We start from the raw sequence: 22,186 nt of genomic DNA, 5'->3' as shown, positions 1-22,186 counted from the left end.
GTGTAGATAGATGGAAAGATTGCAAAAAGTAATGGCGCATGCAGGTGTAGACAGTCGTCGAAAATGCGAACAATTAATATTGGATGGTCGCGTTAAAGTTAATGGAGAAGTTGTTCGAGAATTAGGCGTAAAGGTTAATGCGACTGATCGAATCGAAGTTGATCAAGTGCCTATTTATAAAGAAGAACCACGTTATATTTTACTGAATAAACCACGTTCAGTGATCAGTGCGGTCAGTGATGATAAAGGACGTAAAGTTGTTTTGGATCTAATTGAAGGGGTCACTGAGAGAATTTATCCAGTTGGCCGTTTAGATTATGATACAACGGGTTTAATTGTTTTGACGAATGATGGTGAATTTGCCAATTTATTGATGCATCCTAAATATCAGATTGATAAAGTATATGTAGCAAAAGTTCAAGGGATTCCTACACAAGCTTCATTAAATAAGTTAGAAAGAGGCGTTGTTTTAGATGGGAAAAAGACAGCTAAAGCAAAAGCTAATTTATTAACATCAAATCCAACTAATGGGACGGCTATTGTTGAATTGACTATTCACGAAGGTTGGAACCACCAGGTAAAAAGAATGTTTGAATCGGTCGGTCATCCGGTTATGAAACTTAAACGCGAAAGATTCGCATTTTTAGATATTTATAATTTACATGTTGGTCAATGGCGCGATTTAACAGCCTTTGAAGTAGATAAATTGCTAAAATTAGCAAAAAGTTCTAAATAATCAAATTAGTATAAGAATAAATTTATTTTATGCTTGTTATGTCATAAAAAACATGTTATACTTTTAACAAATAAAACAATACGTCTTCGGGGCAGGGTGAAATTCCCGACCGGTGGTATAGTCCACGACTTTGCAATGATTTCATTGCTTAGATGAACTGGTGTAATTCCAGTACCGACAGTAAAGTCTGATAGTAGAAGAGATTGCATGATTATGCTTATTTACTACACCGTATTTGCCGAAGAGTTTTTTTGAGGCAGATTCGGTGTATTTTTGTAGGCATTATCAACTCATAGTGGTTGATTTGCTTTCTATTCCATAGACGTGGAAGGAGAAAAAGTAATGAAAAACATGAAGTTATCGCGTTTGGTTTTTTTAGCAATTTTGGGGGCATGGGCAATTGTATTGAGGACATTTGATTTTCCTATTCTGCCGGCAGCTCCGTTTTTAAAAATTGATTTCAGTGACTTGATGGTTTTGATTGGTTTACTAGCAAATGGTCCAATTGGGGCAATTGTTGTAGCAGGTACACGAGATTTATTAAATTATATAATGGGTGGAGGACAAGCGGGTCTACCAATTGGTGTGATTATGAGTTTTATTGCATCGATGGCAATGTTTTTACCAACTCACTATATTTTATCTAATTTGAAACAACTATCTATTAAATTTAAATATGTTTTGATGAGTACTTCTTTAGTCACATTTTTAGTAATATCAATGGCAATTTTCAACTACTATGTGGCTTTGCCATGGTATGTAGCCGTATTGAATTTCCCAATACCAGATCTTTTTGTTTACGTCGTATCCATTATTATCCCGTTTAACTTAATCAAAGGTGTGTTCTTAGTATTTGGTCAATTGGCTGTGTTTAAAACATTAGTTCCAATTATGAAAAAAAGAAATATGCTTTACGAAGCATATTCCTTTGAAAAAAGTTCAATTAATTCAACTGATGGTCGACTATCTCAATCGCACGGGTAGGGCATCTATAAACTGCTGGAGTACTCTCGTCTTGTTGGCGAGTGGTACTCTCTTTTTTTATGAAGGCTATTCCTTCATCGTTGCAGTCAAAAACTTCCGGATAATGTAAGTAACATAAACCGCAAGCGATGCATTTTTCAGGGATTATGTGTAATTTGTTCACTTTCTCACCGCCATTTGTTACAATGTAATTACAATACCGTATCTTTTCGGTATTAAAAGGCTTTGTATATTTTCTATTTTTTTAAAATAAAGTATGATGATAGTATGCTATTACGAATAGTCTGACTAGCTATTCTAGAATAAATATGTTATTAATAGTATAACATATGTAGGAGGAATTTTGATGGCAAAAGATAACGAACTAAATGAAAATCAAGAACATCAAGATGAGCAACAACCAAAACAAGAAAGTAAATTTAAAGCGCCTTGGAATAAAAAATTCGGTGAAGATGAGAATTTGAAAACCAGACAATACTCACGCGCTGCACGTAATCAACCTGTTAAGGAAGCAACTACTTTGTCAAAAGTATTGTTATTCTTATTAGTAATTACGTTGTTATCACCTTTTTTATTGTATTGGTTTGTAAGTGCTCAAAGATCGGAAAACCAAATTCCGCAAAGAACTACTTCGCAGATTCAAATTGACCAAAGCTCAATAGCGTCTAGCGAATCGACAGTTTCAAGTGAATCTGAATCTGAATCGTCAAGTGAATCTGAATCAATCAGTTCACGAGAAATTGATGAGAGTACAGCACCAGAATCATCAGTAGTTGAGTCAACGCCACCAGTGGAAACAACTCCGCCAGTGGAAGAGACACCAACACCAGCACCAGAACCAGCTGGAAGTTTTTATGTGATTCAAGCAGGAGACTCTTGGTATGGTATTGCTACAGCTTATGGAGTGGATGTTTATCAATTAGCACAAGCTAACGGTGCAACGATTGATACAGCAATTTATCCAGGTGACACAATAGTTATTCCATAGTTCTTATAAATTCTTAAATCACGTTTCTCAATTCGTGCACTTAGCGTAGAGAAACGTGATTTTCTATGTTTACAACGATGTTTTCGAATATAAAGGAGTAATGACATGAGTATAACAATTGCAATTGATGGTCCAGCAGCATCAGGTAAAAGTACAATCGCGAAACAAATTGCGAAACGATTAAGTATCACATATATTGATACTGGCGCTATGTATAGAGGAGTGACTCTGGCCGTCCTTCGTCAAAAGGTAGCAGTTGATAATATCGAACGAATAGAAACCATTTTAAAAGAGATTGATCTATCTTTTGAATTTGTCGATGGGGTTCAACATTTGTTTTTAAATAATGAGGATGTTGAAGAGGCTATTCGTAGTGTTGAGGTTTCTCAGAATGTCTCTGCTGTATCTGCTCTTGATTTTGTTAGAGAAGATTTAGTAGCGCGTCAAAGAACAATGGCAAAAGAACACTCGGTAGTTATGGATGGTCGTGATATTGGAACCGTCGTGTTGCCGGAAGCTGATTATAAATTTTTCTTTATTGCTAGTCCAGAAATCAGAGCTCAAAGAAGGTATGATGAGAATATAGCAAGAGGGATTACAAGTCAAAGCTTTGAAGAATTAAAAGCGGATATTATTCGCCGTGATGAATATGATTCAACTAGAGAGCATAGTCCGTTAAAACAAGCGGAAGATGCAATTACACTAGATACAGGACAAGGATCGATTGAAGAGAACATTGAAATTGTTCTGAGCTATCTAAATAAAGCAGAATAATTTTTAAATTAAAATCAAATTAAATCTAAAGGAATAATTAATAACAATAGCGACTAGACTAATGTTGATTTATTTGTTACAATTATTATTAGGTGGTTTGTATACTAGTTATACAAGCAACAATTTTTAGGTAATCGCTTAGGAGGAACTGGTAGATGTCAGAGTTTGTAGAGAATAATGAATTAAATGAAGAAGTTGAATCAGCTGAAGAGGTTGAATCAGCTGAAAAGGTTGAAGCAACAATGACTTCAATGGAAGATGCTTTAGAAAGCGTCTTAGATATTAAAGTTGGCGACACTGTTAAAGGTGATGTGTTAGCTTTTGATGACAATCAAGTACGTGTTGCAATTAAAGAAAGTGGCGGCCTGGAGGGTGTAATCCCACCAAACGAATTATCAGCTGCACCTTACGAAGAGTTAACAGATATTGTTAACATTGGTGATGAAATTGAATTAGTAGTGTTGAAGCCTATTAAAGATAAAGAGAATGGAAACTTCTTATTATCTAAAAAACGTGTAGACGCTAAAAAAGTTTGGGTTGAAATCCAAGAAAAAGCAGATAAAGGCGAAACTATTACAGCACCTGTTAAAGATGTTGTAAAAGGTGGTTTAGTTGTTGACGCTGGTGTACGTGGATTCGTACCTGCATCAATGGTTGAAGATCACTTCGTAGAAGACTTTTCTTCTTATAAAGGTAAAACTTTAGAATTTGCTATTATTGAGATTGAGCCAAGCGAAAACCGTTTAATCTTATCTCATAAAGAAATTGCACGTAAAGAACGTGAAGCTAAACGTGAGTCTTTAATGGACGAATTAGTAGAAGATTCAGTAGTTGAAGGTACAGTAGCTCGTTTAACTAACTTTGGTGCTTTCGTTGATTTAGGTGGCGTTGATGGATTAGTTCATATCAGCCGCATTGCTCACGAGCACATTGCTAAACCAAGTGATGTTTTAACAATTGGCGACAAAGTTAATGTTAAGGTTTTATCTGTAGATAAAGAAAAAGGTAGAGTGTCATTATCAATTAAAGATACTTTAGCTGGACCTTGGGATAATATCGAAGAAAAAGCTCCAGAAGGATCTGTATTAACAGGTACTGTTAAACGCTTAACAAGCTTTGGTGCTTTCGTTGAAGTATTCCCAGCTGTTGAAGGTTTAGTACATATTTCTCAAATTGCTCACGAACACATTGCGACACCTCACGAAAAATTACAAGAGGGTCAAGAAATTGAAGTGAAAGTATTGAGTGCTGATCCAGAAGCTCAACGTTTATCATTATCAATTAAAGCATTGTTAGACAAGCCTGCTCAAGAAGAAGGCGAAGCTCCAGCAGCGAGAGAATCTGCACCAAGACAACGCAAACCAAGAGCTAAACAAAAACCAGCAACTGAAACATATTCTGATACATCATCAGAAGGTAGTTTCACATTAGCTGATATGTTAGGTGATGCTTTTGACGCACTAAGCTCAGAAGAGTCAGAACAAGACTAATTTAAGTATTTGAATTGGATTTAAAGGCATGGAGACTGACTAATTCTTGGTCAGTCTCTTGTTTTGTCTAATTCTAGAATTTAACAAGAAAATCACGGAGGTGAGTGAAGAATGAGTATTCCAACTATAGCATTGGTCGGAAGACCAAACGTTGGTAAATCGACTGTATTTAACCGTTTAATCGGTGAGCGTGTTTCGATCGTTGCAGACTATCCAGGTGTGACTCGTGACAGAATTTATGGCACAGGTGAATGGCTAGGCAAAGAGTTTCGTTTGATTGATACAGGCGGGATTGAAATGAGTGATGAGCCATTAATGGATCAAGTGCGTTTTCAAGCTGAAATCGCGATGGATGAAGCGGACATTATTATTTTTCTCGTTAGTGCACAAGAGGGTTTGACAGATGCTGATGAAGAAATTGGTCACCAATTACATCGCACGAAAAAACCTGTTATCTTAGCAGTAAATAAAACAGATAACCCAGAGCAAAGACAAGCGATTTATGATTTCTATGCATTAGGTCATGGCGATCCATTCCCGGTTTCTGGATCACACGGAACTGGTTTTGGTGATTTACTTGATGAAATTATGGTTCAAGCGCCATCAGACAGCGATGAAACAGAAGAGGATACCTCTATCAAATTTAGCTTTATCGGACGACCTAACGTTGGTAAATCTAGTTTAGTAAACAGTATTTTAAAGGAAGAGCGTGTGATCGTTTCTAACATTGAGGGAACAACACGAGAAGCCGTAGATACTAAATTTACTAGTGAAAATGGGCGTGAATTTACGATGATTGATACAGCGGGTATTCGTAAACGTGGAAAAGTGTACGAACATACTGAAAAGTATAGTGTGTTAAGAGCAATGTCTGCGATTGATCGTAGTGATATTGTCTGTGTTGTAATTGATGCTGAAACTGGTATTCGTGAACAAGATAAAAGAGTTGCCGGTTACGCATATGACGCAGGTAAAGGGATTATTCTCGTTGTAAATAAATGGGATGCTGTGGATAAATCAGATAAAAAGTTCGAAGAATTTACTAAAGATATTCGGGCTGAATTTCAATATTTATCTTTTGCACCGATTCTATTTGTTAGTGCATTAACAGGTCAAAGACTAAATAAGTTGCCTGAATTATTAGAGATGATTTACGATAACCGTAATCGACGTGTACAATCTTCAGTGTTAAACGATGTAGTAAGTGATGCAGTCGCAATGAACCCTACACCGACAGACAAAGGCCGTCGCCTAAAAATCTATTACATGACACAAGTCGCGGTCAATCCACCAACTTTCGTTGTCTTTGTCAATGACGTTGAATTGATGCATTTTAGTTATGAACGTTTCTTAGAAAATCAATTGCGTCATGCATTTTATTTCGACGGAACACCTCTAAAACTTCTCGTAAGAGAACGGAAATAATCTGGTTAAATTACTAGTTATCATAGTAAAACATTGTAATAGCAAGTTTTATGTGATATTCTATTAAAGAAATAACCAAGATGATTATACCCACGGGTTTATTTCATTAAAAAGAAAGTTGCTCAAAAAGAGCACTATTTTAAAGGAGGATATACTAAGATGGCAAACAAAGCAGAATTAGTAGAAAGAGTAGCAGCAAAAACAAATTTAACTAAGAAGGACGTTACAGCAACAGTTGAAGCGTTATTTGAAACAATTCAAGACGTTCTTGCTGAAGGCGAGAAAGTACAAGTAATTGGCTTCGGTACTTTTGAAGTTCGTGACCGTGCAGCAAGAAAAGGTCGCAACCCTCAAACAGGTGAAGAAATTGAAATCGCAGCTAGCAAAGTTCCAGGCTTCAAAGCTGGTAAAGCTTTAAAAGACGCTGTAAAATAATTTAAGATTAAAACCCCTAGAGCCGGAAGGCCTTAGGGGTTTTTATTTTGGGTATTTATGAGAATGGGGACAAAAGGGACGGTAGGCTTAAACGAATCTTCTGCTTAAACGCGAAATATCCATATTATTTTCCTTATGATATAAATTTAATCGAACTAACTAGTTATTTATACTTAGCCCCCCAAAAAATGTGACCAAGTTTTTAATTAGCAATATAGAAAATACAAATCTACTGGTAAACTAAAAAAATTGAGAGGTCAGTACTTCCTAATTTAATTCAAAATCTATCAAAATAGAGATAAGCTCATTATTTTGACTATGTAACTTTTTAAGCCTTCGAGTTCATGTTATAATAATACAGACCTGAAAAAAGGAGGCGTCATATGTCATTGTTTGATCAAATGATGAAAGATTTATCTCAGCTAGAGAATATGGAACAATTGTCGATTGTGCTTGAAGAGTATTATATTGAAGCAGAGACTGATCCGATTATTTATAATGAGCTGATAAATGTAGCCGAGTACTATGCACAAACTGGCTACCGCGATATGCAAATTGAAATTTTAACTGTTTTATATGAGATTAAACTAAATTCGAACATAATTTATTTAATTTCAAAAGCGTATTATGAATATGCCCAATTTGAGGAGGCATATGCTTGGATTAAGCGTTTAGATGGCCCTTTACGTAATAAAACGTCTCTTTTAGAAGCTCGCATTTTAATTGAGCTAGGAGATATGAACCAGGCGAAAGATTTATTGCTTGCGAACGTGAAGAAATTTCCGACAAAGCCACAAGCTTATGTTGAGTTAGCGGAGTTATACCTAACAAATCACATTTATGATAAAGCAGAGTATTTTTATCAAACAGCATTTGATTATTTTAAAGATCAAGTAGATGGACGTACAATTCGACTAAAACTAGTCGAGATAGAAATTTCAAAAGAAGTCATTGATATTGAAAAAATTGAAAAACTAATGCTATCAGAAGCTTTACCAGTTGAAAATTCTGAAGAAGCGTTTATTCTAGCACTTGCCTATAAGAGAGCTTTTCAATTTCAACAAGCGATCACGTATGCTGCTGAAGCTATTGCGATGGATTATGATTTCCTAGATGCACGTTTACTCTTAATGGAACTGTACGTTGAGACAGGACAAAAAGAAGGATTAAAAGATATTATTCATTTGTTAGCAAATGCGTTACCATCTTACCATGAAACGATTTTAGAAGTGGCTGATGCGGCTAATAAAATTCAAGAGTTTCCGCAAGTACTGATTAATAAGATGATTGATTACTGTGAGTATACAGATGATGCAGAGGAACAGTATAAAATTATTAGTTATCTTGTTCGCTATAAAATCGCAACAGATAAACCACAAGATGCTTTACACTATCTTAAAACGTTAGCAGGTGCTTTCGAAGATGAACTAGTGTTGAGTTATTTATTTGCGATTACTTATGAAAAATTAAACATGATGGAATATGTCGAAAAGTTTTATCTGTTGGCTTTAGAACAAATGGCACCAGAATCAGAGTTAGTTTCTAACATTGTCAAATTCTACCAAACAATAGGCGATATTAAGAGAGCTTTTGAAGTGGCAGAAAAATATAAACATTCTATCTATGACACAGCGCAGTTGAAGAGTTTAAGAACTCAAATGAGAAAGACACTCTCACAAGACTATTAGGACTCATTAAAAACCAGCTCACTGTATCCAGTCTACTAAGTATCAATAGAAAGTAGGGAAAAACATGATTAATCATAACCAACGCAAGCGTCAATTTATTGACTATATTCTACAAAAGTATCATCATGTTAATCCGACGGTCACTTATTTGCTCAATTTTTTAAAAACACAGCCAAACATCATTAATTCTGTTGTGTTTACTGAAAATGTGAAATATACTCCCCGAGGGATTTATATTTCATATCAACAAAATACACAGGTTCCTTTTGTTTATTATAAAGATCAGTTGAGCTACACTTTGTGTGAGCAAGCTTTTCATGACATCCGTTTAAGTACTAAATTTGAACAGCAAAAATTTTATCTAGAATTCAATACGCCTGATTATTTTCAGCAGCTTTACCATTTAGATATCTTTGAAGAAAACCCATTTATGCCGCAAGATGATGAGTTAGTCTTAAAAACTAACGCACATTTGGAACGATTAAGTATTGAAGCGACTATTAAACAATTAAGTAAGAAATTAGATGGTGCCCTTGATAAACATCAATTTGAACAGGTCAGCTATTATTTAAAGCAAATAGAGCAACTTAGAGGTGAGCTAGATGAAAATTGAGTTATCCGATCAGCTGTTTCAGACGGCTTTACCGGTTTTAAGTACGATTGAGTCTCATGGTTATGAGGCTTATTTTGTTGGTGGGTGTGTTCGCGATACGTTATTAAACTTACCGATTCACGATATAGATATCGCAAGTAATGCCACACCTGATGAAATTCAGAGTATATTCAAACACACTTTTGATGTAGGTAAAGAGCATGGAACGATTGTAGTACTTTACCAAGAGGTTCCTTATGAAGTTACAACCTTTAGAACTGAAGGGACTTATAGCGACTTTAGAAGGCCAGACGAAGTGCACTTTGTGCGTAATCTTGAGGAAGATACTTTAAGACGAGATTTCACGATTAATGCTCTTGCTTTTGATCGTCACGGCCAATTATATGATTACCATCAGGGCTTAAAAGATTTAAACGCAAGAGTGATTCGGGCGGTGGGGCAAGCAAACGAGCGTTTTAATGAAGATGCTTTAAGAATGTTGCGTGCCATTCGATTTGCCAGTCAATTAGGCTTTAAAATTGAGAGCGAAACTTTTTTAGCTTTGCAACAACTTGCTCCATTAATTGAGAATGTTTCAATTGAAAGAATTCGAATCGAAGTTAGTAAGTTTTTCCAAGGTGCTTACTTCCACTTAAATGGTCAATTATTGCCATTGACAGGTCTTTGCGAGTACATTGAACCCTTTGCCGGACTTCCAGTGGAAGAAGGGGTTGAAGGGCTCAAAATGGCTGTTAAACCTATGATTGAAAATGGAATTGCTAGAGACGAGAGTTTTGTTTGGACCTTGTTTTTATATCATGCAGGAATTAAAAGTGAAACGAGAATAAAAAACTTGTTACAAAAATGGACGCATAGCAAACAGTTCATCAAGGACGTACAAGCGAGCATGTCATTACTTAAAGCAATCGACCGTCAGTCTTTAGAACCGTGGACTGTTTACCAATATCCTGACGATATTATTCAAAGAGTTTATGAATTTTTAATTGTTCATCAGCATGCTTTGTCAGAGCAATTAATGACGATTTACCATGCATTACCGATTAAGCAACGAAATGAATTACAATTGGACGGACGCCGAATCATGACAGCATTAAGCATGAAAAAAGGTGGCCCATTAGTAGGCAAAATATTAAGTGACGTCGAACAGTTCGTCGTCACTAAGCAGCTCGTGAACCAAGAACGAATTTTGATTGAATATGTCATCAAACACTATGGCCAAGAATCTAAATAGACAACGATACTGCTTAGCAAGAAATTGAGGGATATAAACTATGACAAAAATCGCAATTGTTGATATTGAAACAACAGGACCTCGAATAGAAGAGGGCGATCAAATCATTCAAATCGCAGCTGTGATTATTGAAGAGGGACATATTATACAAGAGCATAATATGCTAATTAATCCTGAAATAGAGATCCCTTTTCATATTTCTCAGCTAACAGGAATCAATCAAGAAGTGGTTTTAAAAGCACCAACCTTTAAACAAGTAGCGGGCTTGTGGTATGAACGTTTACGCGACTGTGTTTTTGTTGCTCATAACCTAGCGTTGGATTTAAACTTTCTGCAAGAGAACTTTAGGCTTCATGGTTATGAGAGTTTCGAACCTATAGCGTTAGACACAGTGAAATTAGCTAAAATTCTAATTCCACAAGCACCAGGCTTTAACCTTAATGATTTGAGTAAACATTTCAATTTGTTTTTCGAAAATGCGCATGACGCTTTAGCTGACGCTCAGTTGACAACTCAATTACTGCATCACTTAGCGATGAGAGTTCAAGATCTACCTAAGGGTGTGTTACTCAATATGCGTCCTTTCGTCGAAGCTTTACCGAATGAAGAAATCGAATTGTTTGATCAACCTTCTTTATTTACATTGAATCAGGATGCGATTAGTGAGGCACCATTCATCAGAAAATCAATTGCAAACGAAGGTAAAGTGGGGCATAGTAATCAACAATTTGCTCAATTAATTCTTGAAAAAACTAACGAAAAAAAACAAATAGTGGTTGAAGATGCCCTACAACCAATCAATGAAGAATTAGTACAAAGTCTTATTAGTGAATTACTTAATCAGAATCAAGCCTTTGCTTTAGCCGTTACTCGTTCTAATCGTTTAAAAGATTGGCTATCATTCTTGAAAGATCAAGTGTCAGCTGAAGACATCCTTGTGTTAAAAAACGCCCGGCATTTTATTCATGTCGGTGCATTTAAACGTTTATTAGAAATTTACCAACCGTCGCCATTGAGTAATCAGCAAGAACTTATCATTATCGCTGCTACTATTAATTGGTTATCGTTTACGAAAAACGGTGACTATGATGAACTTAATCAAGAATTATGTACACAAGCTTTGTTAAGTAAATACACTGAAAGATATTTATCGAACAGAAGCCATCAATTTTATCAAAATATGATAGAAAAAAGCTACTTGGCGCGAGTGATTTTAATGGATCATCGTTTCTTATCTGAATTAACACGTTATTATGACCAAGTGAATCAAGCACTATTCAAACGCACTTTATTAATAGATAATTTAAGTTTTTACACAAAGCGTGTTAGACAGACTTATCAAGATAAATTTTCAATTAGCGAATGGTTTACTCGCACCCGTTTACTGATAGATCAACTAACATATCATTCCTTGGAAACAACTAGCTCATCCCATTTTTTAAAAAAACTTCAAGAATTTACCGAAGCCTTCAATGAACTCTTTAATTATTGTCAATTTCTACTAAAAGGTTTACCTAAGAATAAGTTGAAGAAAACGAAGGTTGAACACTTCATTTCAACGAAAGATACGGCTAGTCAGTATTTCAGCCAAGTAATCGCAACAATTCAAGCGATTTATTCTGACTTAGAGAGATTGGTTGAATTAGATAATCATCGGTTGAAAAACACTATTTCAGAAGTGGATCCCAATTGGTTGTATCACTTTAGATTACTTAAACATTCCTTGCGACATAATATAGCGAACGCTTATGGAGCGAGTTATTGGTTAATCAAAGCTGAATATATTCAAGGACAGTTTTTCCATGTAGAATTAATTAAAGAAAGACTGGTGCTTGAAGAAAGTCATATCAATTACTTGCGAAAATTTGAGCAATTGCTCTTTTTGAGTCCGGGTGACTTACATTATTTACAAAATAATGGTACATACGAATGGCTGCAGTTACATAATTTTTACTTTTATTCCTTACCGAAAGTATCACAACTTGCCCCATTAAACATAAAAGTACCAATCGAATTTATTCAAGAATCAGACGAGTCAATAGCTACACAGAAATTCGAAAAATTACACTGTCAATTTATCGAAGAAAATATTGATTCTTTAGCCGACTATCTATTGATCATTGTTAATAGTAAGGCGGCTGCGCAAGAGACCTATCGTATTCTGTCTAAATCTGAAGTGATTAAGACTCATTTTTCTTTACATGCACAAGGTGTTAGTGGTAGTTTAAAAAAGATTAAAAGGCGTGCTCAAGAAATGAAACCATCAATTGTTGCGTTAAGTTGGAACGCCTTACTGACAGAACAATGGAGGATTCCTAATGAGACATTTGATATTCTAATCAGTAGCTTACCTTTTAATTCTCCTAAGAACTCTTTGATGCTTGCGATGAGTGAGTATTTAAAAGAAACAGATGAAACTGACTTTCATGAAGTGTTATTACCGCAAATGATTCAAGATTTTAAAGTCCTTACGAACTATTTGAGAGATTCTTTTGAAATCAATACAGCCTATTTATTTGATGAGAGAGTTTATACGAAATATTATTCACAACAAGTTCGTGAACAATTAGAAGTTTTAGTAAATTTTGAAATTAGTCAGTAAATCGACCTAAAAAATATGGTATGATAAGGAACGACAATACGATAGAGGAGGTTAGCTGTTGAATCGAAAAACAGTCTCAGTTTTAACAGCGATTTTTCTAATCTTGCTGATGAGCATTCTTGGTGTCTTTATGCAGAGCCAAGCCCGTGTGAATCAAGCAGAAGAAGAAACTATCAGCTTAGTTGAATTTGATTATGCAGTAGATAAAATAAATAAGTTTTATTGGATGACAACTGATAATACTTATTTTAGTTTAGATTTTATTGATGAAGAGGGCGTACAACATTTTGCAATTGTTGGGCAAGAGGGTGGCGATATTCAGTATTATGCTGAAAATGAAATCATCTCTGAACAAGACGCCAGTGACATCGCAATGAATGAAACATCGTTGATGAACATTATCCAAACGCGCTTAGGTTTATTAGAAAATAAGCCAGTTTGGGAAGTGACGTTAAAAAATGAGAATAATACATTAACGTATTTTTACATCGATGCGTCAACTGGTCGTTGGGTTAAAACAATATCAAATATTTAATTTTATTTTCAAGGAGGACTTATGGAAACAATTACAATGTCACAAGCAGCACAATATGTGGATCAAAAAGTTATGATTAACTCATGGGTAACCAACAAACGAAGCAGTGGAAAGATTGCCTTTTTACAACTACGTGATGGTTCAGCTTATTTCCAAGGGGTAGTATTAAAAAGTCAAGTGCCTGAGGATATTTTCGAATTAGCAAAATCATTGCATCAAGAATCAAGCGTTCGTATACAAGGTACTGTCCAAGCGGATTCACGATCAGTTTTAGGTTATGAATTATTGGTTGAGGGAATCGAATTACTTGGGGAAAGTGAAAATTATCCAATCACTCCAAAAGAACACGGAACTGATTTCTTAATGGATCATCGTCACCTCTGGTTACGTTCTTCAAAACAACATGCCATTATGCAAGTACGTAATGAAATTATACGTGCGACGTATGAATTCATGAATATTAACGGCTTTATTAAAGTAGATCCACCAATCCTAACTGGAAGTTCTCCAGAAGGAACAACTGAGTTGTTCCACACGAAATATTTTGATGAAGATGCTTTCTTATCGCAAAGTGGTCAACTTTATTTAGAAGCAGCTGCTATGGCATTTGGAAAAGTATTCTCATTCGGACCAACTTTCCGTGCTGAAAAATCAAAAACAAGACGTCACTTAATCGAATTTTGGATGATGGAGCCAGAAATGGCATTCGTTGAGCATGCTGAGAGTTTAGAAGTACAAGAGAAATACGTTGCATTTGTTGTACGTAACGTTATTGATAACTGTCCAATCGCATTAAAAACTCTTGAGCGTGATGTAGAATTATTAGAAAAATATACTCAAACACCATACCCACGAATTGAATATACAGCAGCCATTGAATTATTGAATGCTAATGGTTTTGATGATATTAAATGGGGCGATGACTTTGGTTCTCCACACGAAACATTCATTGCAAGCCAATATGAACAGCCTATCTTTATCCTACACTATCCAAAAGACATTAAACCTTTCTATATGAAAGAAAACCCTGAAGACCCAAGAACGGTCTTATGTGCGGATATGATCGCACCAGAAGGCTATGGGGAAATTATTGGTGGTTCAGAAAGAATTGCTGACTACGATCACATTATTAAAAACATCGAAAATTATGGCTTAGATCCAGAAGCTTACTCATGGTATGCTGATTTATCTAAATACGGTCCAGTACCTCACTCAGGTTTCGGAATTGGGTTAGAGCGTGCAGTTGCTTGGTTAACAGGAATTGAACATATTCGTGAAACAGCGCCATTCCCACGTCTATTAAACCGTTTATACCCATAACATAAAATTACAAACGAGAGTGTCTAAAAAACAATTGTCTGCTTCGTCAGCCAATTGTTTTTTTAGACACTTCAAACCGACTGAAAGGAGCTTACCATGAAATCATCTGCTTACGATTGGATGAAAGAAGGTTTTACGATGGTCCCGAACATACTTTTTAATCGATTCCATCAGTTAAACCTGACTTCAGACGAAATGTTATTAGTGCTTTATTTATTATCTCAAATGAACCAAAGTCAATCGATTGAAGAAACTACAAAAATTGCCAATCAATTAGGTTGGACAAGCGGCAAGTTATTCGGTGAACTAAATCAATTAATGGATAAAAATTATTTATCCATCGAATTAGTACCAGATAGAAATGGTAAACAAACAGATCATTATAGTTTAAGACCATTTTTCGAACAACTTGACGAGAAGTATTTTCAGAAGGCTGGGCAACAAACGACTGCTCAAATTTCAAAAGCGAAACAAACAGAAGATGAAACATTTAAGGAAACAGAATCTTTAGTGATGGCCTTTGAAAATGAATTTGGTCGTATGTTAACGCCATTGGAACTCGAAACTTTAAATACCTGGGTATCTCAAGATAATTATCAGCCAGCGTTGATTAAATATGCACTTAAAGAGGCCGTTATTCATCAAGCTCTCAGCTTGAAATATATCGACCGTATCTTATTGACGTGGGAAAAGAAAAATATTCGCACAGTTAACGAGGCTCAACAAGAAAGTGAACGATTCCAACAGAAACAACAGAGTAAAGCGATGCCCCCTAAAAAGGACAATCGCTATGATCATTTTGAAATCCCACTCTATGATTGGAAACCAGATAATTAACTTTGTTATATCATTATTTAAGTATACAACCGACCCTATTTTGAAGGGGGCTCTCTAGAAAAGAGGCGTATAAAGTAAAAACAGACTAGTATCACCTGAACTCCGTGAATATCATAGTATACAAGGGCGAAGGAGTGAAGGGATGAAATCAAGACAATTAGTGGACTTGCCTACCAAACGTATCACGTATAAAAACGGTCCTAATGGCACTAAATATGTGTATTATACCGTTCGTAGCTACCGCAATGCTCAAGGGAAACCAACATCCGATGAAAAAAGCATTGGTAAATTAGATGAAGCCACCGGTCAGCTGATCCCGAACAAAAATTACTTTGACCTATTCCCAAGCGAACGCAAAGACCATCCGGAAACGGTTCGATCAGTGGGTTACTTTGAAGTCTTTAGTCGCTTAGCTGAGTCCATTGGCTTGACCCAAACGCTGACACATAATTTTGGAAGGGATAGTGAGAAACTACTCGCGATTGCCGCCTTTATGATGGGCCACGGAAATGTCATGATGGATTATCCAGACTGGGCAGACTCCACGTCACATCCTAAAGTACAGGCCATGACCTCCCAAAAGTTGAGCGAGTTTTTCGCTGACTTAGACAACGCTAAACAATTGGGTTTCTTTCGACAATGGCTGACGAAAGCGCAAGAACAAGAGTATATCGCTTATGACGTGACCTCTATTTCATCCTATAGCGAGGAAATTGCGTGGGTTGAACGGGGATACAACCGCGATAAAGAGAACTTAGCTCAGATTAATTTGGGGATGTTTTTTGGTGAAACCACCAAACTACCTCTTTATTATTCGATGTATTCAGGCAGTATTGTAGACAAAACGTACTTACCGTTTATGATGGCTTTGGCGGAGACGATTGGAATGAATCATGTGAGATTTGTCATGGATCAAGGATTTATGACCCGGGATAATCTAACGTTAATGTCCCACAGACAGCACACAGCGCTCAGTTTAATTCCGAAGAATTTAAAAATGTACAAAGAGTTACTCGCTGACGTCATCCAACACCCTTTTTCATCGCGTGAGCGGCTTAATACGCAGGGGATCTATGCGCGATCGATCGAGAGAGAGTTTGACGGTGTCCCAGTCATGGTGCATCTATATTTCGACCAACAAAAGGCTTTACTCAGCGAGAATGCCTTATTTGACGAAGTTGGACGTCATGAGAAGCAGCTAAAGGTATTAGCCAAACAAAAGAAACTGAAACCTTCTTTGAAGAAATACTTTGAGGTAGAAGAGACCGGTGAAAAAGAGCTTAGCTACCGCATTGACTACGATAAAATCGATGAGTTAAAAGCTCAGTTAGGCTACTTCGCCCTCATTTCAACTGACAAAGCCCTCAGTGCGGAGCAAGCATTAAGTACTTACCGCCAAAAAGATGTGATAGAGAAAAGTTTTGATCAGTTGAAAAACGGAATGGATTATCACCGGATGCGCACTCATTACACCAAAACAACTGAAGGTAAGCTATTCGTCGCCTTTCTAGGTCTTATTATGCGAACTGTGTTCATGCAGGCCATCAAAGAAAATGAAGCAACAGAACGCCTGACGATGAAGAAAGTGATTCGTGAGTTGGAGAAAATTCAACAACTTCAATTAAAAGACGGCACCACTCACATGCTGCCTCTAACAAGTACCCAGAAAACAATTTTAAACGCTCTCACTATAGACGCGACCGTCTTCAATTAAAATAAGCCACCGAAGCATCTGCCTCGGTGGCTTATTTGTATACTATAATTTCACGGGAATTTAGGATATAAAGGCATTTTATAGCCTTTAACTAGTCTGTTCTATTTTTAATTAGATGGTGTAATCGCTTAGGCAGGGGGGGCCGTCTCGACAGGTTCGGATGATTCCGGAGGAAGCGACTCATTTGGATCTGTTGGTGTCGACTCTGTTTCATCCGGTGGTAATTCTTCCGATTCTGATTCGGAAGAGTCTGTTTCTTCTGAGTTAGTTGTTAGTGTTAAAGTCACTACCAATGTATCAGAAGAACTATTACCATCGACAATTCTTAAGCGTAGAACATACTCACCGTCACCTTCAACTGGGACTGAGAATGTTGTACCGCTACCAGTGTAAATAACCACTCCATTTAAACTTAACTCAAAAGCGCCATTATCAGTTAAAGCACCCCATTGGGCAATGATACTCTTAGTTTCTTCATCGTAATTCGCATCGAACCAAGAGGGAGGATTCATGTATCGACCATAATATAAGGATTGTTGTGTTGGTTCAGAGCCTTTAACAAACAGTTCAGTTGAACGCATTTCAGCAGGCGTATACGGACCTGGTAATTGAAGTGGACTTGAGTATTTCTCAATTTCTACTGCAACGACACTATCTGGTTTTACCCAGTCAATATTAGGCGAGCTTTGCATCATAAAGGACATCATTTCTGCATAAATTTCCTGTGGAATTCTCGTGTCTTCTAAGGTTAATTGATTGCCTTGAACCATAGGATCGTCATAACCAATCCAAGTGGCGATGGAGTACTTGGGTGTTATACCAGCATACCAACCATCGCGTGCAGCATACGTACCGTTATCTAAACCTAATGTTTCAAGTTCTGTGCTACCATAATCTGTTGTGCCTGTTTTACCAGCATGATGTAAGCCTTCGATTTGAGCAGCAGCAGCAAATGGTCCAGGAACGCCTTTCAAGATATCAACCAACATATAGGCTGTTGAATCTTTCATAGCTTGTCTGGGTGTAGAAGTGAATTCCTGTACAGTTCCAGCTGCTGTCACTACTCGATTGACAGTATAGGGTGCAATAAATTCACCTTGATTAGCTATCGCTGCATAAGCGGCAGATAATTGAATTGGTGTCATTTCGCCACCTATCGAGTTAGATTCCACTAATTCACGATTGTTTTTATCATTAGTAATATTAATATTTAACTTTTGTAAAAAAGCGTAAGCATTATCCATGCCAACTTCCTGTAACAGCTTCAATGCAGGAATATTACGTGAACCTGCGAGTGCTTCCCTTAAAGTCATTTGACCTTTATAATCAAAGTCGAAATTATAAAGTGGTATGCCTTCACTATAAGTATAAGGTTCATCGACGATTGTTGTAGCAGTTGAATGATTCAAGTATTCAAAAGCAGGACCATAATCAATTAAAGGTTTAATTGTTGAACCGACACTACGGTTATCCGTGTTCGCACGGTTTAATCCGAAGGCAACTTCTTGATTACGTCCACCGATTACTGCAACTAATTGTCCGGTTTCAACATCTATAATTGAGACAGCAGTTTGAACGCGGTCGTTTGGAAAAATAACGGCAGAATTATCATTTACTGTTTCATATAATTTTTTCTGAGCAGACATGTCTAAATTCGTATAAACTTCGACACCATCAGTAAATATATTTAAATTCATTTTTTCTTGAACTTCTTGACTGACCATGTCAATGTAAGAATCGATTGTTAAATCATATTGAGCCAGTGAGTCCGTGTTAAGAGGTACTAGCATTGAATCAATCGATGTATTTAACGCTTCATCGTGCTGTTCTTGGTTAATTAATTTTCGATCTAACATCACCGATAAGACTAAATCACGTCTTTCTTTGGCATCTTCTGGGAAACTGTATGGATCATAGTCACTTGGTGCTTGTGGAATACCAGCAAGAAGGGCAGCTTCTGCTAAGTTGATTTCTTTAATTTCTTTACCAAAGAAATTTTTAGCGGCCGTTTTTACACCGTATGTATTGTTTGAATAGAACATTTTGTTTAAATACATCGTGAGAATCTCATCTTTAGAGTACTCTTGTTCTAAGCCAAGGGATAACCATGCTTCTTGTGCTTTACGCTCAAGTGTTTGATCTTGGAAATCCGTAGAGAAAACTGAGAGTTTGACGAGTTGTTGAGTAATTGTACTCCCGCCTTGAGTAATTTCACCAGCTTGTAAGTTTGCAAGGGCTGACCCTACGATTCGGATTGGATCTACTCCTTTATGACTATAAAAGCGAGCATCTTCAATTGCTAACACCGCATCTTTTAATAGCTCTGGAATTTCTTCTGGAGCCATCAAGTCCCTATTCTGACCGCCGAGTTCCTTAACTAATTCACCGTCACGATCAAATATTTTACTTGAAATCTGACCACGCAAGTCGGATTCAGTGATATCTGGAGCATTCATTGCGTAATAAGCAAACAATCCACCTCCAGCCATTAAAGCTAAAAAGAAAAGGGTAATAAGCAGAATAACCACTCGCTTTATCCATTTTCTGGCCGTATGTTTATTATTTTTTTTCTTTGGGTTCCTGTTAGAAGAACGTTTATTGTTATTCTGATATTTTTTACGTTCAACTCGACTTCCTGTAACCATTCATCTCTTCCTTTCAAACAATCGATGGTTTAACATATTCTATCTTTAATATAGGCATCGATTGCGGGTAAATAATCAATTAGTGGGAATAGACCAATATTGCATTGGTAGCCATTTTCTTTAATCCACTGATGGGTAAGACTTTGCTTATCAGAAGATTGTAAAAATTCATCAACTTTCTGAAAAGGTAATAAATATACTTCTTGGTGAACTTTGAATGATACAATCAAAAAAGAAAGTCCTCCCTGTTTTATACACTGGCGCATATGCACTCGCTGATGTTCTGGTAAGTTAGCTAATGGGAAACTGGTTTTATTTGTTGTTTCCTTAGCTTCAAAATCAATGTAATGATTCTTATAAACACCATTGTAATCTGTAGTGGAAGCATTTCTGTAGTAAGCCTCAGTTATTCTAGCAGCGCTTCTATGAGGGTAATTGACTTTAACTACTTGAATAGGAGTAGGCTTCTTATGTATGACGGCAAGTTCGTTATGTAAATAAAACTCGTTACTCTGATTCAATTTATCCTCCAGAGACATTCCGCGGCTTGCATAGTTTTTATTTTTCTTCTTTGGACGAGCACTTGGCTGAAAAGTACGGCCAGGTGTTTGACCAGCAGGATAGTTCAACATAAATTCACTCCTCTCATCCATTATACAGAATTATTATTGAATAAAAAATGAACAATTTGTTACTATTGTGTGAATTACTCTTAAGTATACGCTAAAATAAGCTAATTCAAAGCAAATTATTGAAAAAAACATCGGATATCACAATAATTCACTAAAATCATTTACAAAACATGATAAATTCGGTAAACTATACTAGTATGTAAACTATATTTAGTGTTGGAGGGTTAAGACACATGTCAGTAAAATTCGAAAAAAACGCAACAAATGAGGGATTATTAACTTTTGAAATCCCATTAGAAGAAGTAAAAAAAGGTTTAGACAAAACATTTAAAAAAGTACAAAAATCTATTTCTGTACCAGGTTTCCGTAAAGGTAAAGTACCACGCCAAATTTTTAACAACGTTTACGGTGAAGAAGCATTATATGAAGATACATTAAATCTTCTATTACAAGATGCTTTTAGAAAAGCAATTGAAGAGTCTGGTGTTGAACCAGTTATCGAACCAGAAGTACATATCGAAAAAATGGAAAAAGGTGAAGCTTGGGTATTACATGCTCACGTCATTACTAAACCAGAAGTAAAATTAGGTCAATACAAAGAGTTAACTGTTGAGAAACAAGACCGTGAAGTTTCTGACGAAGAAGTTAACGAAGCAATCGAAACTAAACGTCAAGCTTTAGCTGAATTAGTTATTAAAGACTCTGAAGCAGTTTCTGGCGATACAGTTGTCATTGACTACGAAGGTTTCGTTGGCGAAGAAGCTTTTGAAGGTGGAAAAGGCGATAACCATTCATTAGAATTAGGTTCTAACTCATTCATCCCAGGTTTCGAAGAACAATTAGTCGGAACAAAAGCTGAAGATGAAAAAGACGTAGTTGTAACTTTCCCTGAAGAATATCATTCTGAAGATTTAGCTGGCAAAGAAGCAGTGTTTAAAGTTAAAGTTCACGAAGTTAAAGCAAAAGAAGTACCTGCTTTAGATGATGAATTTGCTAAAGACGCTGATGAAGAAGTTGAATCATTATCAGAATTAGAAAATAAAATTCGTGTTCAATTAACAGAAGAAAAAGAAGCAAACGCTAAAGAAGCGGTTGAAGATTTAGCTTTACGTCAAGCTGTTGAGAACGCTGAAATCGTTGAATTGCCACAAGCAATGGTTGATCAAGAAATTGAACGTCAAATGTCATATTTCTTAAACAACTTACAACGTCAAGGAATCAACGAAGAAATGTTCTACCAAATCTCAGGTCAATCTAAAGATGATTTAAAAGCTCAATATGCTGAGGAAGCTGAATTACGTACAAAAACTAACTTAGTTCTTGAAGCTATCGTAGAAGCAGAAGCTATTGAAATTTCTGAAGATGAGATCAATGCTGAAGTAGAATCATTAGCTGCACAATACAACATGGAAGTTGAACAAGTCCGTGGATTTGTATCTACAGATATGTTAGAAGCAGATGTTCGATTGAAAAAAGCAATGAGCTTAATTGTTGACTCAGTTGAAGAAAAATAAGATAATTAGGTTCAAATACTAAT

The 22,186-nt window shown here is 36.3% G+C and carries 19 protein-coding genes and 1 riboswitch; of the genes, 16 read left to right on the top strand and 3 right to left on the bottom strand.

What is annotated here, in order from left to right; translation table 11 throughout:
* Window positions 1–10: 10 nt before the first annotated feature.
* A complete protein-coding gene (locus tag ACTQ5J_RS03215) occupies window positions 11–736 on the top strand; it encodes a pseudouridine synthase (protein ID WP_441750562.1) in 726 nt (241 codons plus the stop codon).
* 78 nt (window positions 737–814) lie between these two features.
* Window positions 815–942, top strand: a riboswitch (FMN riboswitch).
* A 136-nt stretch (window positions 943–1,078) separates the two neighbouring features.
* Window positions 1,079–1,720, top strand: a complete 642-nt coding sequence (locus ACTQ5J_RS03210; protein ID WP_441750561.1) for an ECF transporter S component — start codon at window positions 1,079–1,081, stop codon at window positions 1,718–1,720.
* Here ACTQ5J_RS03210 and ACTQ5J_RS03205 read toward each other — a convergent pair.
* Window positions 1,680–1,883, bottom strand: a complete 204-nt coding sequence (locus ACTQ5J_RS03205) for a ferredoxin (RefSeq protein ID WP_441750560.1) — start codon at window positions 1,881–1,883, stop codon at window positions 1,680–1,682. The genes ACTQ5J_RS03210 and ACTQ5J_RS03205 overlap by 41 nt on opposite strands.
* 183 nt (window positions 1,884–2,066) lie before the next feature.
* Here ACTQ5J_RS03205 and ACTQ5J_RS03200 point away from each other — a divergent pair, with 183 nt between their 5' ends.
* The 13 genes from ACTQ5J_RS03200 to ACTQ5J_RS03140 all read left to right on the top strand — a co-directional run bounded on the left by ACTQ5J_RS03200 (window position 2,067) and on the right by ACTQ5J_RS03140 (window position 17,372).
* The gene (locus ACTQ5J_RS03200; RefSeq protein ID WP_441750559.1) at window positions 2,067–2,708 is read left to right on the top strand and encodes a LysM peptidoglycan-binding domain-containing protein; all 642 of its coding nucleotides are present in this window, start codon (window positions 2,067–2,069) and stop codon (window positions 2,706–2,708) included.
* Between the two features lie 105 nt (window positions 2,709–2,813).
* Window positions 2,814–3,482 (top strand): (d)CMP kinase, encoded by a 669-nt coding sequence (cmk, locus tag ACTQ5J_RS03195; protein WP_441750558.1) that lies wholly within the window; start codon window positions 2,814–2,816, stop codon window positions 3,480–3,482.
* 155 nt (window positions 3,483–3,637) lie between these two features.
* Window positions 3,638–4,972 carry a 30S ribosomal protein S1 gene (rpsA, locus tag ACTQ5J_RS03190; RefSeq protein ID WP_441750557.1) on the top strand — a complete coding sequence of 445 codons (1,335 nt, stop codon included), beginning with the start codon at window positions 3,638–3,640 and terminating at the stop codon, window positions 4,970–4,972.
* Window positions 4,973–5,083: 111 nt separating this feature from the next.
* Window positions 5,084–6,397 carry a ribosome biogenesis GTPase Der gene (der, locus tag ACTQ5J_RS03185; RefSeq protein ID WP_441750556.1) on the top strand — a complete coding sequence of 438 codons (1,314 nt, stop codon included), beginning with the start codon at window positions 5,084–5,086 and terminating at the stop codon, window positions 6,395–6,397.
* A 105-nt stretch (window positions 6,398–6,502) separates the two neighbouring features.
* Window positions 6,503–6,832, top strand: coding sequence for an HU family DNA-binding protein (locus ACTQ5J_RS03180; RefSeq protein WP_441750784.1), 330 nt, complete (start codon window positions 6,503–6,505; stop codon window positions 6,830–6,832).
* A 383-nt stretch (window positions 6,833–7,215) separates the two neighbouring features.
* Window positions 7,216–8,520 (top strand): tetratricopeptide repeat protein, encoded by a 1,305-nt coding sequence (locus ACTQ5J_RS03175; protein WP_441750555.1) that lies wholly within the window; start codon window positions 7,216–7,218, stop codon window positions 8,518–8,520.
* Between the two features lie 64 nt (window positions 8,521–8,584).
* The gene (locus tag ACTQ5J_RS03170; RefSeq protein WP_441750554.1) at window positions 8,585–9,133 is read left to right on the top strand and encodes a YpiB family protein; all 549 of its coding nucleotides are present in this window, start codon (window positions 8,585–8,587) and stop codon (window positions 9,131–9,133) included.
* Complete coding sequence (locus ACTQ5J_RS03165; RefSeq protein WP_441750553.1) at window positions 9,123–10,364, top strand: CCA tRNA nucleotidyltransferase; 1,242 nt, start codon at window positions 9,123–9,125, stop codon at window positions 10,362–10,364. Before ACTQ5J_RS03170 ends, ACTQ5J_RS03165 begins: the two co-directional genes overlap by 11 nt.
* A 40-nt stretch (window positions 10,365–10,404) precedes the next feature.
* Window positions 10,405–12,966, top strand: coding sequence for an exonuclease domain-containing protein (locus ACTQ5J_RS03160; RefSeq protein WP_441750552.1), 2,562 nt, complete (start codon window positions 10,405–10,407; stop codon window positions 12,964–12,966).
* A 58-nt stretch (window positions 12,967–13,024) separates the two neighbouring features.
* A complete protein-coding gene (locus ACTQ5J_RS03155) occupies window positions 13,025–13,501 on the top strand; it encodes a PepSY domain-containing protein (protein WP_441750551.1) in 477 nt (158 codons plus the stop codon).
* A 21-nt stretch (window positions 13,502–13,522) separates the two neighbouring features.
* Window positions 13,523–14,821, top strand: a complete 1,299-nt coding sequence (asnS, locus tag ACTQ5J_RS03150) for an asparagine--tRNA ligase (protein WP_441750550.1) — start codon at window positions 13,523–13,525, stop codon at window positions 14,819–14,821.
* Between the two features lie 96 nt (window positions 14,822–14,917).
* Window positions 14,918–15,658, top strand: coding sequence for a DnaD domain-containing protein (locus tag ACTQ5J_RS03145; RefSeq protein ID WP_441750549.1), 741 nt, complete (start codon window positions 14,918–14,920; stop codon window positions 15,656–15,658).
* A 142-nt stretch (window positions 15,659–15,800) separates the two neighbouring features.
* Entirely contained in the window at window positions 15,801–17,372 is a 1,572-nt protein-coding gene (locus ACTQ5J_RS03140; protein ID WP_441750548.1) for an IS1634 family transposase, read from the top strand.
* Window positions 17,373–17,500: 128 nt separating this feature from the next.
* Here ACTQ5J_RS03140 and ACTQ5J_RS03135 read toward each other — a convergent pair whose 3' ends face one another.
* Both ACTQ5J_RS03135 and recU read right to left on the bottom strand, forming a co-directional pair.
* A complete protein-coding gene (locus ACTQ5J_RS03135) occupies window positions 17,501–20,017 on the bottom strand; it encodes a transglycosylase domain-containing protein (protein ID WP_441750547.1) in 2,517 nt (838 codons plus the stop codon).
* A 29-nt stretch (window positions 20,018–20,046) separates the two neighbouring features.
* Entirely contained in the window at window positions 20,047–20,649 is a 603-nt protein-coding gene (gene recU / locus ACTQ5J_RS03130; RefSeq protein ID WP_441750546.1) for a Holliday junction resolvase RecU, read from the bottom strand.
* Window positions 20,650–20,882: 233 nt separating this feature from the next.
* On the opposite strand from recU, the gene tig reads away from it, so the two are divergent.
* Window positions 20,883–22,163 (top strand): trigger factor, encoded by a 1,281-nt coding sequence (gene tig, locus ACTQ5J_RS03125; protein ID WP_441750545.1) that lies wholly within the window; start codon window positions 20,883–20,885, stop codon window positions 22,161–22,163.
* Window positions 22,164–22,186 lie beyond the last annotated feature (23 nt).

It is taken from the genome of Fundicoccus sp. Sow4_F4 (assembly GCF_052116145.1).
Lineage (GTDB): Bacteria > Bacillota > Bacilli > Lactobacillales > Aerococcaceae > Fundicoccus.
The sequence above is the reverse complement of the archived record's forward strand: the minus strand, read 5'-3'. Positions and strand labels throughout refer to the sequence as shown.